Consider the following 14,669-nt stretch of genomic DNA (forward strand, 5'->3'; position numbering starts at 1 on the left):
ACCTTTCAAACTTTTGAAAGGTTTTTTTGCTAAGGATATTTTACAGCTTTATCCAGTTCTATTGGATTATTAAAAGACTTTATTTTTTTTCTTTCGTTGGCTTCAGCTGGTTTCAACTGTTCTTTGGTGAGAATGGTTCCGTCTTCAAGTTCTAATTTTTTTCCTTCAGGTAAGGCAAGCCGTCCATTCATTATATATTTAAAAGGGCTATCATATAATTCCAGTTTCAATTTATCCAGCTTGGCCTGATTAACGGGAATTGCTCTGGAAATAGAATTTTCTAACGAAACCCATTGATAATCCTCTGTAATTTTTTCGCTCTTTATGATCACATAATGATTTTTAGTTCACAATTCATTCTCTTTCATTAACAAATCATTTCCCTCTCAAAAATTTGAAAGGGATTTTTGATTAAAGAAACTTTGCTCTTTATTCGTTCATAATTTTAAATGGCGAATTATATTTATTTCATTAATCGTTTACGTCTTCATTATTTATTTTATCAATTAAAATTAAAAACTTATTTTTGGGAAATTTGAAAATTGAATATATGAAGACTAAACATCCTAAAGGGCTGCCCTTTCTCTTTTTTACAGAAATGTGGGAGCGTTTCGGGTACTACCTGATTCTTGGAATCTTTGTTCTGTATGTTATTGAGCCTACTGGTATGAAAGGCGGGCTTGGACTTCCGGACAAAACTGCTGATGATATTTTCGGAACTTATATTGCTCTGACTTATCTTACCCCTTTCATTGGTGGATTTTTAGCAGACCGCGTTTTAGGGTACATTAAATCTATTTATCTTGGAGGTTTTCTAATGGCCGCAGGATATATAGGAATGGGTGTCTTTAAAGATTTACCTTTATTTTATAGCTCTCTGGCATTAATTATTATAGGAAATGGATTCTTTAAACCTACTATATCTACTCTACTAGGGAATCTTTATTCTGAAGAACCTTATAAAGCCAATAAAGATTCCGGATATAATATTTTCTATATGGGAATTAATATCGGGGCATTTATCTGTAATATTATTGCTGCTTTCATGCGTAATAAATTCGGTTGGGGTGAGGCTTTCATTACTGCGGGAGTCGGGATGCTGATCGGGATGGTTATTTTCACCATCGGAAGAAAGCATTACATCCACGCTGCACAGATGAAACCTGTACAGGAAGGTGATACAAAACTATCTGAAATCATGCTTAAAGTATTCGTTCCTGCTATCGTTGCAGGAGCATTAGGCTGGTTTATCCCTAATAATATATTCGGAAGCGACAGTACAGATGCATTCATTTTTGCCTGCATACCCGTTATTTATTTCTATGCTTCACTTTATTTTAAAGCCAAGCCGGAAGAGAAATCTTCAATCGGAGCATTACTTTCTGTATTCCTGATCAGTATGTTCTTTTGGGCTGTTTTCAAACAAAACGGTACAGCATTGACAAGATGGGCCAATTATTATACAGACAGAAGTGTCCCTGCTGCCCTTGAAAAGCCGTTGGAGGGAATCTATATGGTGGAAGGGAAAGGATACGAAAATAAAGAAGTTCCGGTATATGACAATCAGTTCAGATCTCAAAAGGACGACAACGGAGAAACAAAAAAAGAAATAGGCAAAGATGTTTATTTTAAAAACATTTCTCCAGAACAGCGTGCTGCCCTTGAGAAAAATCCTGAAAATAAGGTTTATCTGTACAATACGGAACTATTCCAGTCTATCAATCCATTCTGGGTGATTGCACTTACCCCGGTTATCGTCGGATTTTGGGCTCTGCTGAGAAGAAAAGGTAAAGAACCATTGACGCCTACCAAGATTGTTTTGGGATTATTTATTTCCGGACTTTCATGTCTGGTGATGGTTTTAGCTGTCATGGCTGGAGATAACGGAGCTGTAAAAGTATCTCCTTTATGGCTTGTTGCCAGTTATGGAGTGATTACCATCGGAGAATTGTGCCTGTCTCCAATGGGGCTTTCTTTTGTTTCCAAGCTTTCTCCTGCAAGAATTACAGCTTTGATGATGGGAGGATTCTTCCTTGCCAACTCTGTGGGAAATAAGCTTTCCGGAATTCTTGCAAGTACATGGTACAATTATGAAAACAAGACCAATTACTTCCTGGTGAACTTCGCTTTGTTAATATTCGCGACACTTTTAGGACTTTCTATGCTAAAAAGATTGAATAAAATCATGAGAGAAAAAGGACATTAATCCTTGATATTATAAAGATTAGCAAGCTGCGGGAGTACCTCGCAGCTTTTTTATTTAAAAATAAAATTAAAACCTTGCCAAAAACCCAAAATAAACTATATTTGTCAGTCTTAACAAAAATTAACAATAGAAATGGATAATATTGAAGCATTGAGTCCGAAACCGGATGAATTTGTAGAGAATAAGAGTTCCAGGCACCCTAAAGGATTATGGGTTCTTTTCGGAACAGAAATGTGGGAGCGTTTCAACTTTTATGGGATGAGAGCACTTTTAACGCTCTTTATGGTAAATTCCTTATTAATAAAAGAAGCTGATGCAGCAATCATCTATGGTGGATTTCTAGCTTTATGTTATTTAACACCTCTTTTGGGAGGTTTTATTGCTGATAAATATATCGGAAACAGATATGCAATTATCATTGGTGGATCACTAATGGCTATTGGGCAGTTTTTGTTATTTATCAGTGCTTCAACTTTTTCTGCCGACATAGGAAGTGCTAAACTTATTATGTGGCTGGCTTTATTCGTTATTATCTTTGGTAATGGATTCTTCAAACCGAATATTTCTTCAATGGTGGGAAGTCTTTATCCAAAGCAGGAAAAGTCTAAACTGGATTCTGCTTTTACCATTTTCTATATGGGGATTAACATCGGAGCATTTTTAGGTCAGTTTATCTGCCCTTACGTAGGTGATGTAAAGGATGCAGCCACTGGAGTAAGAGATATTTTTGCTTTCAAATGGGGATTCTTAGCAGCTTCTATTGCAATGGTAATTGGAACTGTAACGTTCTTTATCCTTAAAAACAAATATGTAGTAACACCGGAAGGAAGACCTATCGGAGGATTACCAAAAAATAATACCAGTGCAGACTTTGAAGAAGGAGAAACACAAACAGCAAAATTCTCAGGAATATCTCTAGGTATTACCGGAGTAATATTTGTCATTCTGTTCTTCGCTTTCAGATATCTGTTGGTAGGAGAATTCGGATTCAAAGCAGTAGAAATGGGCCAGTTAATCAAAGGAATTATTTATCCTTTTATTTATGCAGCTGGTATTTCCCTTGCCTTTCTTATCATGAGTTCTGCTGAAAACAAAATTGAAAGACAGAGAATCTGGGTAATTTATATTGTATCATTCTTTATCATTTTCTTCTGGGCAGCTTTCGAACAGGCAGGATCTTCATTAACATTTATCGCAGATAACCAAACTGACAGAAATATCTTCGGATGGAATATGCCACCTTCAATGGTTCAGATTTTTAATGGAATTTTCGTGGTTCTATTGGCTGTTCCTTTCAGTTTAGCATGGGATAAATTAAGAACAAAAGGCAAAGAACCGGTGTCTCCGTTCAAGCAGGCAATGGGATTAGCATTAATCGCGCTTTCTTATTTTATCATTGCCCATAACGTGAAAGATCTAGGAAACTCTGGTCTATTAGCGATCAAATGGCTAATGTTATTATATTTCATTCAGACATGTGGTGAGCTTTGTCTTTCTCCAATTGGTTTATCATTAGTTGGTAAACTGGCTCCAAAAAGATTCGCTTCATTATTATACGGTGTTTTCTTTATTTCTAATGCTGCAGGGTATGCCTTAGCAGGTTCATTGGGAGCTTTGATCCCTGCAACAGGTGATAAATTCACAAAAGCACAGGAAATGGGAGTCAATCTTCAGGATGTTTTAGATAAAAAAGTAACCCTGACTGCGGATCAGGTGGCAGCTTTTGATAAAGCTCAGTTACCATTACACAATCCTACATTTGCAGGATTTGAGATCCATAATCTATTTGAATTCTTCATGGTATTTGTTGTACTTTGTGGTATCGCAGCTGTCATTTTAGGTTTAATTTCACCTATTTTAAAGAAGATGATGCATGGTGTAAACTAATTGTATCAACAAAATATAATAAAACCTCTGCTAAGTCAGAGGTTTTTTTTATTTTCGTACGATGGAAATTTCCGAAGATTCTTTATTCCAATCCGTAAAGGAAATTATTAGACAGTCGCGCGAAAAAGTTTTTCGAATTGCGAATTCTACTCTACTACTCACCTATTGGCAGATCGGAAAATTGATTGTTGAAGATGAACAAGAGGGAAAAGAACGCGCAGAATATGGAAAATATATTCTAAAGAATCTTTCTCAAAAACTTACTTTAGAATTTGGAAAAGGTTTTGATGAAAGTAACTTAAGAAATATGCGCTCCTTTTATCATGCATTTCCAATATGTGACGCATTGCGTCACGAATTGAGTTGGACTCATTATAGATTATTGATTAGGCTTGACAATGCTGAAAAAATAAATTATTACATCAATGAATCCGTTCAAAATAACTGGAACTACAGGGATTTGAAAAGACAGATTAATTCTCTAGCTTACGAGGGGGTTTTAGAACATAAAAGATCTTCCACAGAAAGTATTCACAGTGTTTTAAAAGATCCTTATATTTTTGAGTTTCTAGGATTAAAAGCTGATGAACAGTTTTCAGAAAAAGAAATTGAAACAGCCATCATCGATCATATTCAAAAGTTTTTACTGGAACTTGGAAAAGGGTTTGCATTCGTAGCCAGACAACAACATATTTCAACGGACACCTCAGACTTCTATATTGATCTTGTCTTTTATAATTACATATTGAAATGCTTTATCATCATCGACCTAAAAACCGGGGAACTTTCGCATCAGGATATTGGACAAATTGATATGTATGTAAGAATGTATGATGATCTGAAACGTGGTGAAGCGGATAACCCAACCATTGGAATTTTATTATGTTCAGAAAAAGATGAAACTATTGTAAAATATTCTGTCTTGAATGATAAAAACAATTTATTTGCCAGCAAATACCTGCTGTATCTCCCAAAAGAAGAAGAATTAAAACAAATTATTGACCAGTTCAGAATCCGTTTTGAACTGGATCAGAAAGATAAAAACCCTAATTAAAACAATCATATATCATTATGAGCTTAACTTTAGATGAAATACAAAATTTCAAAGGAAAATACCCTAGGCAGATCTGGAGTCTATTTTTCTCTGAAATGTGGGAACGCTTCTGTTTCTACGGAATGCGTGGAATGCTGGTTTTCTTTATGATCTCACAGCTTAATTTCCATGAAAAAGAAGCTAACCTTCAGTATGGAGCCACACAGGCTTTTGTTTATGCATTTACTTTCATAGGAGGTCTTTTTGCAGATAAAATTTTAGGATTCAGAAAATCCCTGTTCTGGGGAGGTCTTTTGATGATTGTAGGAAGTTTAATTCTTGCCACAGATCCTCATAAATTCTTTTTTCTGGGAATTTCATTTACCGTTGTAGGAACAGGTTTCTTTAAGCCTAATATTTCATCAATGGTTGGCCAGCTTTATAAACCTAATGATTCCAGAGCTGATGCTGGTTTTTCCCTTTTCTATGCAGGAATTAACCTGGGCGCGTTACTAGGAGGTTATTTATGTATTGCCATTGGTAAAGGAGAATTCCTTAATAAAATTATCGCAGAAGAAATGAGATGGCATATTGCTTTTGGATTGGCTGCAATAGTGATGGTGGTAAGCCTTATTAACTTTATATTTACGCAAAGAAGGCTGGGAACTATTGGGTTACAGCCTGGACATCCTTTAGCAGAAACCAAAGCAGCACCCATTCCAAAATGGCAGGAATATGGAGTCTATGTTCTGTCTCTGGTGTTTGTACCTATTATCATGACAATGGTAGCCAAAACAGAATATACCGATTATTTTATGTGGACTATCGGGCCATTGACCTTAATCTATTTATTCTACGAAATGTCCAAAGTGACTGCATCAGAGCGTAAGAAGCTTTGGGCGGCATTGGTTTTCATTATATTCTCCATCGTATTCTGGGGAATTTATGAACAAAGTGGTGGTTCTTTAAGTATTTTCGCTGCTAAAAACCTAAATAAAGATCTTTTTGGCCTAGACCCGAACGGTGTTAATAATTCAGGAGGTGCATTTTTCATTATTTTCTTAGCTCCACTTATCGGGCTTCTATGGATCTGGCTGAATAAAAGAAAAATAGAACCGAATACCATTATCAAATTCGGATTAGGATTTATCTTTCTGGGATTAGGATATTATGTTTTATTTGCAACCCGCCTATTTGCCGACCTTCAGGGGATTACTTCATTGAATTTCTTTACCATAGCACTATTAATCATCACTTTGGGTGAGCTATGCCTCTCTCCTATCGGATTATCTATCATGACCAAACTTTCCACTAAGAATCTTCAGGGAATGATGATGGGAATGTGGTTCCTTGCTTCCGCTTATGGACAGTATGTGGCAGGGATCATTGGGGCCAGTCTTGCTACGGCAAAAGAAGGTTCTACCAACTATGATGAATTGATCACTTATACTGATGGATATAAACAATTGGGATTATACGCTGTAATTGCCGGAGTGGTATTAATTTTGATATCTCCGTACGTGAAAAAATTAATGCAGGATGTAAAATAATAAAATAAGTAATTATGCTTATTTTTACATAAAATCACAATATGAAGAAAGTTTTAAGCATAGTACTTTTGTTATTACTAAATTTCAGTTTTGCACAGGTTAAATGGATGACTATTGAAGAAGCATTAAAGGCTCAGAAAGAAAATCCAAAAAAAATCCTCATCGATTTTTATGCAGACTGGTGCGGTCCATGCAAGATCATGGACAAAAAAACATATGGACATCACGTGATTGCCCAGATTTTAAATGACAATTACTATCCTGTAAAATTTAATGCTGAAGAAAAAAAAGCAATTGAGATTTTTGGAAGAACATTTTCCAATCCTAATACAGAACATAAAAAAGGAAAGAATGCACTGCATGAGTTTACCCAGTATATGAATGTAGGGGCTGTTCCAAGTACAGTTTTTCTGGATGAAAACGGTGATCCGATCACCATTCTTCAGGGAGAACTTTCAGCAAAAGAACTGGAGCCTTACCTGGAACTTATCTCCAAGGATTTATTTAAAAAGATCCGAACCAGAGAGCAATGGGAAGATTACCAGAAAAAATTCAAATCTAAAATCAAAGATTAAATTAATACAAAGGCTTTCATATTCTGAAAGCCTTTACTATATCCAAAAAAAAATAATTTTCCAGAAATAAAAATTTCAAATTCCAGCTATTTTACCGAAATTAGGGCTCGTTTTTCAAATGACATTAGAAACCTCCATAGAATACGTAAAAGGAATAGGTCCGGAAAGAGCTAAACTCATCAAAAGTGTGTTGGGCCTATCCACAGTAGAAGATATGCTTAACTTCTATCCTATCCGCTATCTGGATAAAAGCAAACTCTATACAGTCTCCCAGCTTAAAGAAGAAAGTGCCCAGGAAATACAATTAAAGGGAAAAATAACACAGGTACAGGAAATCCAGACCGGAAAAACCAAAAGACTGTCAGCCAAATTCAATGATGAAACCGGCAGTTTAGATCTGGTATGGTTTCAGTATTCAAAATGGCTGAAGGAACAGCTCCCTATAAACCGGGAAGTTTATATTTTTGGAAAGATCAATGTTTTCAACCGTCAGTTTTCTATGCCTCATCCGGAAATAGAAGCAGAAGAAAATAAAGAGGGGGATACCCGTCTGAAACCTATTTATCCAAGTTCTGAAAAACTAACCAAAAGAGGACTCAATCAAAGATTCTTTCAGAATGCTCTAAGAAATATCTGTAAGGAAATCCCAAACCTCATTGAGGAAAATTTCCCTGATTACATGATGAAAACCTTCAAGTTCATGTCCAGGCCACATGCTTTCCTCAATGTCCATTTTCCAAAAGATATGGAGCATTTTGACAAAGCAGATTACCGCTTAAAATTTGAAGAGTCATTTTTTTTCCAACTGGGCTATGGCTTAAAAAAGCTTCATCATAAAACTCAGTCTTATGGTAACCCTTTCCCTATAATTGGCGATCATTTCAATAATTTTTATGAAAACGAACTTCCTTTTGAGCTTACCAATGCTCAGAAAAGGGTTTTAAAGGAAATCCGAATGGATATGAAAAGGCCTATTCAGATGAACAGGCTTTTGCAAGGAGATGTAGGTTCAGGAAAAACAATGGTAGCCCTGCTTACAATGCTTATCGCCATGGACAATGGTTTTCAGAGCTGTATAATGGCTCCTACAGAAATTCTTGCCCAGCAGCATTATAATGGGATTAAAGAATTGCTGGAAAGAACGGACATCAATGTACGGTTGCTTACAGGCTCAACCAAAGCTGCAGCGAGAAGAGTAATTCATGAAGAGCTTGAAAATGGCAGTCTTTCTATCTTAGTGGGTACCCATGCTGTATTAGAGGATAAAGTTAAATTTAAAAACCTTGGCTTAGCTATTATTGATGAGCAGCATCGATTTGGGGTTGCTCAACGGGCTAAACTTTGGGCTAAAAATAAAATTCCTCCACATATCCTGGTGATGACAGCCACTCCTATTCCGAGGACATTGGCAATGAGTTTTTATTCTGATCTCGATGTTTCTGTTATTGATGAGATGCCGGTGGGAAGAAAACCCATCATCACGGCTCACAGACGTGAAAAAGACAGACTGTATGTTTACAATTTCTGTAAAGATGAAATAAAAAAAGGGAGACAGGCTTATTTTGTATATCCTCTTATTGAAGAGTCCGAAACTTTAGATTATAAAAATCTGATGGAGGGACTGGAGCACGTTATGGATTATTTCTCCGACTATAGTGTGACGATGCTTCACGGGAAAATGAAACCGGACGAAAAAGATGCAGCAATGGCTTATTTTGCTTCCGGAAAAGCTGAAATTATGGTTGCCACTACAGTTATTGAAGTTGGAGTGAACGTTCCCAATGCTTCTGTCATGGTTATTGAAAGCTCTGAAAGATTTGGTCTTTCACAACTCCACCAGCTTAGAGGACGTGTAGGAAGGGGTGCTGAGCAAAGCTACTGCATCCTGATGACTTCTGATAAATTATCTAAGGAAAGCAGAACCCGCATCAAGACAATGACGGAAACCAATGATGGCTTTAAGATTTCTGAAGTGGATATGCAGCTCCGTGGTCCCGGAGATATTCTGGGAACACAGCAAAGTGGTGTGGTAGATTTTAAAAGGCTTGATCTTATTAATGATTCAGCAATCATTAAAACAACAAAAAACACGGTAGAAAGAATTCTGGAAGCCGATCCAATGCTGTCCAGACCTGATAATATGGTTATCAAAAATTACTATATAAGATATTACAAAGGAAAAAATAAGTGGAGTAAAATATCATAAAAAAAACCGCAGAAAAATTTCCCTGCGGTCCCCTTATAAAACTGTTATTTAGAAGAAATTACTTTTGATCTGTTTTAAAAATTTATTTTAATAGTTCAGGCTTAATATTTTGTGATGTGGTGTGAAAATATTTATATGATTTGAATATGCTAAACCATAAACTATTAAAATAAATTATAAAAAACAAAATGAATTATTTTTCCAACTTGCTTATTATAAAAACTAACTGTGGTCAGATGGAGATGAGGGAATGAAACGAATAAAAATACCTCCACCTGCTTTGAGTTTTCATGATTGTACCGTTTTGTTTAAAGATCTTCTATGCTTTAAAATTGGAAATTAACATAATTCATTTTGTTAACTAACATCGTGATTTATATAATCTTATTTTTTTAGAAACAATTACTTCTCATTCACCTGTATCTTCTTTCTATATAGTTAAATTTGTGTCGCTGAGTTTACTTTTACAAATGTCACACTATTAATTGAATTCTATTTTATATTATTTTAACTATTAGTTATAAAATTATCACCTATCTGTGAATAGTATGTAACAAATACAACCTTATTTTTATTTAAAAAAAATAAAAAAAGTCTCTAATAATCACACTTTTAGGATGAAGTTTTCTTTATTAAGTCCTGAGGTATAATACTGCCAATTAATCGTAATAATGTCAGTAAGCACCTTCTTAAATGTCTCAAAAGACTCCGGTTTTCTCATATAAATATTAGCTCCTTTCACAAAGATATCTTCAATTTCTATTTCCGGGATCGGGTCAGAAAATACCGCTTTTACCATGTTGCAAAACTTTAAATTCAAGCCCATTTCATCCAGGCATTCCATACTATCTTTTCCGGGAAGTGTGTATCTCATAAAAACGATCTCCGGAACTACAGCATCATCATTATTCAAATATTCCATCAAACTGTTTCCGTTGCTGAAGCACTGAACTTTTATAGAGACTTTTAGCTCTTTTAATATATTTTTAAAAAAAATTAAAGTGTTTTCATCGTTATCTGCTACTATTACGTTCAGAAATTCTTTATTCATACTGCATTTTAGGGTTAATAGCTGTGCTTTGTGCTTTTCTTCTTCTTCCTATTATTTTTTGAAACTGGGATGGAGTGATTCCTGTTGTATTTTTAAATTGAGTGCTTAAATGTGCCACACTTGAATAATTCAGTTTATGAGCGATCTCTGTAAGGCTCTGCTTGTTCCTTATAATCAATGCTTTCGCATGCTCTATTTTTTGAAGAATAACAAAATTCTCTATAGAGGTATAAGCAACTTCTGAAAACAGATTAGAAAGGTATCCATAGCTGTGATTCAGTTTCTCAGAAATATAAATAGAAGCTTTCACGGGAATGATCTCATCAGAAAAGACAAGTTCTACAATGGCATCTTTTATTTTCTGAACCAAAGCGGTTTTTTGGCTTTCTATGATTTCTATCCCATAATCTCCAAGATTCTTCTTAAAAAGATTATGCTGTTCCTTTGTAAAAGGTTCATAGAATTCCACTTCACCGAAATTCAGCAACCGGTATTTCAACCCGTGCTCCTTGAGTTTCTCGTCCAATACCTTTTTGCAAAGGGCATTGAAATCAAATTTAACGTACATTTTCATCCTAGTATAAATAAGCCAAATTTTTAGTAAATATAATGATTTATTTCAATTAAAAGTGAAATAGAACTTTTTTTTTAACATAATATGAACACAAAAAAATTCCTGTATTTGAGAATACAGGAATTTAAACACTAAGGATGAAAAAAATATACTGATAAAAAGCCGATTAAGCTAAAAACCAAGCATATGAATGTATTATTGTAAGTGATTTGGTTCTGAAGCAAAGATGAATCAAAAAAAGAAATCACTTGTTATAGAATTACAGGATAAAGTTACAAGATTATAAGTCAATTACATGTGAATTAGAAATTCCATAAGGTAATCATCCATCACAAATCCGCCTCCAATATCAAAAACACCTTCATCATATACGCTGTACCCCTGCGATTCGTAGAAGTTTCTGGCTGCATTATATTTATTGACATTTAAAATAATCCTGCTGTTTCCGTTTTCGGAAGCTTTTTCATTCAAAAACTGTAAAGCTCCTTTTCCAAATCCTTTTCCTTTGCTTTCAGGTATGAGATAAATGCGATGCAGCTTGGTTGTATTTTCTTCATAATTGAGCTCATAGCCAATAAAACCCTCATAAGAATTATTATTTTCATCCTGAATCAGATAATACTGATAATCCGGATTCTGGAGATGGCTGTTAATTTCAGTTTCAGAATACATTTCAGAAAGCATATACTCCATCTGCTCTCCGGAAAGTATTTCGGCATAAGCATTTTCCCAAGATCTTCGTGCCAGATTCTGAATCAAAGGAATATCCTTTTTTGTCGCTTTTATAAATTTCATGATGTTATGTGATGTGATTATGATTAAAAAAAGTGAAAAGCCTAAACTTTTCACTCTATGTTGTGTCAATAATGATTTGTCAATTTTACCTGACGGCTCATAATTAAATGTTTGACATTTCAGCTTTAATTTTTGCATGAAGTCCTTCTGATGCTGTTACTAGAGGAAGTCTTAAATAATTTTTAATGATTCCTTTTTCAGCCAGAATTACTTTGATACCACAAGGGTTTCCTTCTGCAAAAATCAAACGGGTGATTTCAACCAGCTTATTGTGAATTTCATATGCTTCTTTCACTTTGCCTTCGAAAGCCAGCTGTACCATCGTGGAAAACTCTTTTGGGTAACCCTGTGCTATTACAGAAATCACTCCGTTTCCACCTGCTAAAGTAACAGGAAGTGTATATTCATCATCTCCTGAAACCAAAGAAAACCCTTCGGGCTTCTTTCTCAGAATATCAAAATATTGTAAAATATTGGGTGCTGCTTCCTTGATCATCAATAAATTAGGAAATTCTCTTGCAATACGGATAGTAGTATCGGCATCAATATTTTGCCCTGTTCTTGAAGGCACATTATATATGATAATATTCTTACCTGTGGAAGCCAGTGCTTTATAATGCTGATAAAGCCCTTCCTGATTTGGCTTGTTATAATATGGAGATACAGAAAGTACTGCTTCAAATGCAGAAAGATCTGCTTCTTCTATCTGTTTCTTGACTTCAAGAGTATTGTTGCCGCCAATTCCTAATACTAAAGGAAGACGTTTATTATTCACCTTAATGATATGCTCAATTACCTGTTTCTTCTCCTCAGCTGACAGCGTTGCGGCTTCTGCCGTAGTTCCCAATACCACCAAATAATTGGTTCCGTTGTCAATATTATACTCCACAAGTTTTGTCAAACTGTCGAAGTCAACGGATAAATCTTCATTAAAGGGCGTTACCAATGCAACACCTACTCCTTTTAAAATGCTCATCTGTTCGAATTATTTTTGTCAAATTTAATCATTTACCATAAGAATTTCTAATAAATAATAATGTTTTATTGTACATATAGTTATATTTGCATATACTAAAAGATATTATGAAAAATAAATTCTTGTTACTAGGAATTGCTATGGCATCACTTACAGCATGCAAGACGGCTTCTGTGCCGCAGTCTGTGAAAGTGAAGACTCAGCGCAACATTTCTATTAATAATGAGCTAAAGAATGATGAGGAGTTTGTAAAATTCATTGCACCGTATAAGCAGAAACTAGATCAGGAGATGAATCAGAAAATCTCCCACACGAATGTGGATCTTACGAAGCAGGGAGACAACAGCAACCTGGGCAATCTTTTAGCAGATTATACACTTGAAGGAGGAGATGAGTGGACCAGGGTTCATCTTAAACAGAATGTAGATGCAGCATTGATTAATATCGGAGGAATCCGCACTACCATTGGTAAAGGGGATATTATGCTGAAAAATGTTTTTGAAGTGATGCCTTTTGAAAATGAGCTGATCATTGTAAAAATGAAAGGAGCAGATTTACCCGGGCTTTTTGAATATTATGCAGAACATCAGGTGAACAATCCAGTATCTCATTTGTATATTGAAACAAAAAACGGACAGTTAACGAAATCTTTAATTAACGGAAAAGCAGTAGAGCCAAACAAAGATTACTATATTGCCACTTCAGACTATCTTGCTCTGGGAGGTGACAACATGAAATTTTTTGCAAAAGGAGAGTCGATCCCAACGGGAGTTAAACTTAGGGATTTATATATTGATTATTTCAAGAGAAATCCCGAAATAGTTCCTGCTACAGACGTTCGTTTAAATTTTATCGGTAAAAAGTAATGGATAGAAAAAGTTTTTTAAAAGCAATAGGTGGTGGATCTTTAGCAATGGCTTTGGCTCCCAATATGATGATGGCGGAGGAATTGAGAATTCTTGATTTAAAATCCGCAAACAAACTGACTATTCTTCATACTAATGACCAGCACAGCAGAATAGAACCTTTTGACGCCAGCTATACCAAAAATCCTAATCAGGGAGGTTTTGCAAGAAGAGCGAGCTTAATTCAGCAGATCAGAAATCAGGAAAGCAATGTACTGCTTCTTGATTCAGGAGATATTTTCCAGGGGACTCCCTATTTTAATTTCTTCGGAGGTGAACTGGAGTTTAAGTTAATGTCTATGATGAAGTATGATGCTTCTACCATGGGAAATCATGATTTTGACAATGGCCTGGAGGGTTTTCTAAAGGTACTTCCTAATGCAAAATTCCCTTTCATCTGTTCCAATTATGATTTTAAAAATACCATTCTTGACGGTCATACTTCCCCTTATAAAATCTTTAATAAGAATGGGGTAAAAGTAGGAATTTTCGGAGTCGGTATTCAGCTGGAGGGTCTTGTAGGTAAAAAACAATATGCGGAAACGGTTTATTCCAATCCGATTGATGTAGCCCAGCATTATTCAAATTTTCTTAAAAAAGATCAGAAATGTGATCTCGTGATTTGTCTTTCACATATAGGTTACGATTATAAAGATGAACCTACCAAAATAAGTGATAAAATTTTAGCGGCCAATACAGAAAATATTGATATTATCTTAGGCGGCCATACGCATACATTCTTACCAGAACCTCAATCTTTCACCAACAGACAGGGTAAAAATGTCTTTGTCAATCAGGTGGGATGGGCAGGTCTTCTTTTGGGAAGAATAGATTTTTATTTTGATACAAACAAAAACGTACAGCATATCTCCTGGAACAATCAGGTAATAGACAGCAGCATAATAGCATAA

The 14,669-nt window shown here is 35.3% G+C and carries 13 protein-coding genes; 8 read left to right on the forward strand and 5 right to left on the reverse strand.

Translation table 11 applies throughout. The features are described from left to right. Nucleotides 1-29: 29 nt before the first annotated feature. Nucleotides 30-332: a hypothetical protein gene (locus AC27VX_RS11975; RefSeq protein ID WP_488695737.1), complete on the reverse strand. Its 303-nt coding sequence runs from the start codon at nt 330-332 to the stop codon at nt 30-32. 218 nt (nt 333-550) lie between these two features. On the opposite strand from AC27VX_RS11975, the gene AC27VX_RS11980 reads away from it, so the two are divergent. The 6 genes from AC27VX_RS11980 to recG all read left to right on the forward strand — a co-directional run bounded on the left by AC27VX_RS11980 (nt 551) and on the right by recG (nt 9,457). Next, complete coding sequence (locus AC27VX_RS11980; protein ID WP_488695739.1) at nt 551-2,206, forward strand: peptide MFS transporter; 1,656 nt, start codon at nt 551-553, stop codon at nt 2,204-2,206. 132 nt (nt 2,207-2,338) lie between these two features. Beyond that, on the forward strand, nt 2,339-4,093 hold the full coding sequence (locus AC27VX_RS11985) for a peptide MFS transporter (RefSeq protein ID WP_236857520.1): 1,755 nt from the start codon (nt 2,339-2,341) through the stop codon (nt 4,091-4,093). 61 nt (nt 4,094-4,154) lie between these two features. Further along, nucleotides 4,155-5,147 carry a PDDEXK nuclease domain-containing protein gene (locus AC27VX_RS11990; protein ID WP_488695741.1) on the forward strand — a complete coding sequence of 331 codons (993 nt, stop codon included), beginning with the start codon at nt 4,155-4,157 and terminating at the stop codon, nt 5,145-5,147. Nucleotides 5,148-5,164: 17 nt separating this feature from the next. Then, nucleotides 5,165-6,676, forward strand: coding sequence for a peptide MFS transporter (locus AC27VX_RS11995; protein WP_236857518.1), 1,512 nt, complete (start codon nt 5,165-5,167; stop codon nt 6,674-6,676). Between the two features lie 41 nt (nt 6,677-6,717). After that, nucleotides 6,718-7,251, forward strand: coding sequence for a thioredoxin family protein (locus tag AC27VX_RS12000; RefSeq protein ID WP_236857517.1), 534 nt, complete (start codon nt 6,718-6,720; stop codon nt 7,249-7,251). A 118-nt stretch (nt 7,252-7,369) separates the two neighbouring features. Next, nucleotides 7,370-9,457, forward strand: coding sequence for an ATP-dependent DNA helicase RecG (gene recG / locus AC27VX_RS12005; RefSeq protein WP_300685765.1), 2,088 nt, complete (start codon nt 7,370-7,372; stop codon nt 9,455-9,457). Between the two features lie 604 nt (nt 9,458-10,061). On the opposite strand, the gene AC27VX_RS12010 is transcribed toward recG, so the two are convergent. From AC27VX_RS12010 to dapA, 4 genes are all read right to left on the reverse strand, one after another. Further along, nucleotides 10,062-10,508, reverse strand: coding sequence for a response regulator (locus AC27VX_RS12010; protein WP_488695744.1), 447 nt, complete (start codon nt 10,506-10,508; stop codon nt 10,062-10,064). Beyond that, nucleotides 10,501-11,082: a helix-turn-helix domain-containing protein gene (locus AC27VX_RS12015; RefSeq protein WP_488695746.1), complete on the reverse strand. Its 582-nt coding sequence runs from the start codon at nt 11,080-11,082 to the stop codon at nt 10,501-10,503. The genes AC27VX_RS12010 and AC27VX_RS12015 overlap by 8 nt, the downstream gene beginning before the upstream one ends. A gap of 291 nt (nt 11,083-11,373) precedes the next feature. Then, nucleotides 11,374-11,877, reverse strand: a complete 504-nt coding sequence (locus tag AC27VX_RS12020) for a GNAT family N-acetyltransferase (protein WP_488695748.1) — start codon at nt 11,875-11,877, stop codon at nt 11,374-11,376. Nucleotides 11,878-11,980: 103 nt separating this feature from the next. Beyond that, complete coding sequence (gene dapA, locus AC27VX_RS12025; RefSeq protein WP_236857512.1) at nt 11,981-12,853, reverse strand: 4-hydroxy-tetrahydrodipicolinate synthase; 873 nt, start codon at nt 12,851-12,853, stop codon at nt 11,981-11,983. Between the two features lie 107 nt (nt 12,854-12,960). Between dapA and AC27VX_RS12030 the strand changes: the two genes are divergently transcribed. Together AC27VX_RS12030 and AC27VX_RS12035 are read left to right on the forward strand one after the other, a co-directional pair. Further along, entirely contained in the window at nt 12,961-13,719 is a 759-nt protein-coding gene (locus tag AC27VX_RS12030) for a 5'-nucleotidase C-terminal domain-containing protein (protein WP_488695750.1), read from the forward strand. Further along, on the forward strand, nt 13,719-14,669 hold the full coding sequence (locus tag AC27VX_RS12035; RefSeq protein ID WP_236857510.1) for a bifunctional metallophosphatase/5'-nucleotidase: 951 nt from the start codon (nt 13,719-13,721) through the stop codon (nt 14,667-14,669). The genes AC27VX_RS12030 and AC27VX_RS12035 overlap by 1 nt, the downstream gene beginning before the upstream one ends.

It is taken from the genome of Chryseobacterium sp. 14P4.3.2 (assembly GCF_057799275.1).

Coding starts and splice junctions, on each gene's coding strand:
- AC27VX_RS11980 (WP_488695739.1), top strand. CDS start 551: ATGAAGACTAAACATCCTAAAGGGCTGCCCTTTCTCTTTTTTACAGAA.
- AC27VX_RS11985 (WP_236857520.1), top strand. CDS start 2,339: ATGGATAATATTGAAGCATTGAGTCCGAAACCGGATGAATTTGTAGAG.
- AC27VX_RS11990 (WP_488695741.1), top strand. CDS start 4,155: ATGGAAATTTCCGAAGATTCTTTATTCCAATCCGTAAAGGAAATTATT.
- AC27VX_RS11995 (WP_236857518.1), top strand. CDS start 5,165: ATGAGCTTAACTTTAGATGAAATACAAAATTTCAAAGGAAAATACCCT.
- AC27VX_RS12000 (WP_236857517.1), top strand. CDS start 6,718: ATGAAGAAAGTTTTAAGCATAGTACTTTTGTTATTACTAAATTTCAGT.
- recG (WP_300685765.1), top strand. CDS start 7,370: ATGACATTAGAAACCTCCATAGAATACGTAAAAGGAATAGGTCCGGAA.
- AC27VX_RS12010 (WP_488695744.1), bottom strand. CDS start 10,508: ATGAATAAAGAATTTCTGAACGTAATAGTAGCAGATAACGATGAAAAC.
- AC27VX_RS12015 (WP_488695746.1), bottom strand. CDS start 11,082: ATGAAAATGTACGTTAAATTTGATTTCAATGCCCTTTGCAAAAAGGTA.
- AC27VX_RS12020 (WP_488695748.1), bottom strand. CDS start 11,877: ATGAAATTTATAAAAGCGACAAAAAAGGATATTCCTTTGATTCAGAAT.
- dapA (WP_236857512.1), bottom strand. CDS start 12,853: ATGAGCATTTTAAAAGGAGTAGGTGTTGCATTGGTAACGCCCTTTAAT.
- AC27VX_RS12030 (WP_488695750.1), top strand. CDS start 12,961: ATGAAAAATAAATTCTTGTTACTAGGAATTGCTATGGCATCACTTACA.
- AC27VX_RS12035 (WP_236857510.1), top strand. CDS start 13,719: ATGGATAGAAAAAGTTTTTTAAAAGCAATAGGTGGTGGATCTTTAGCA.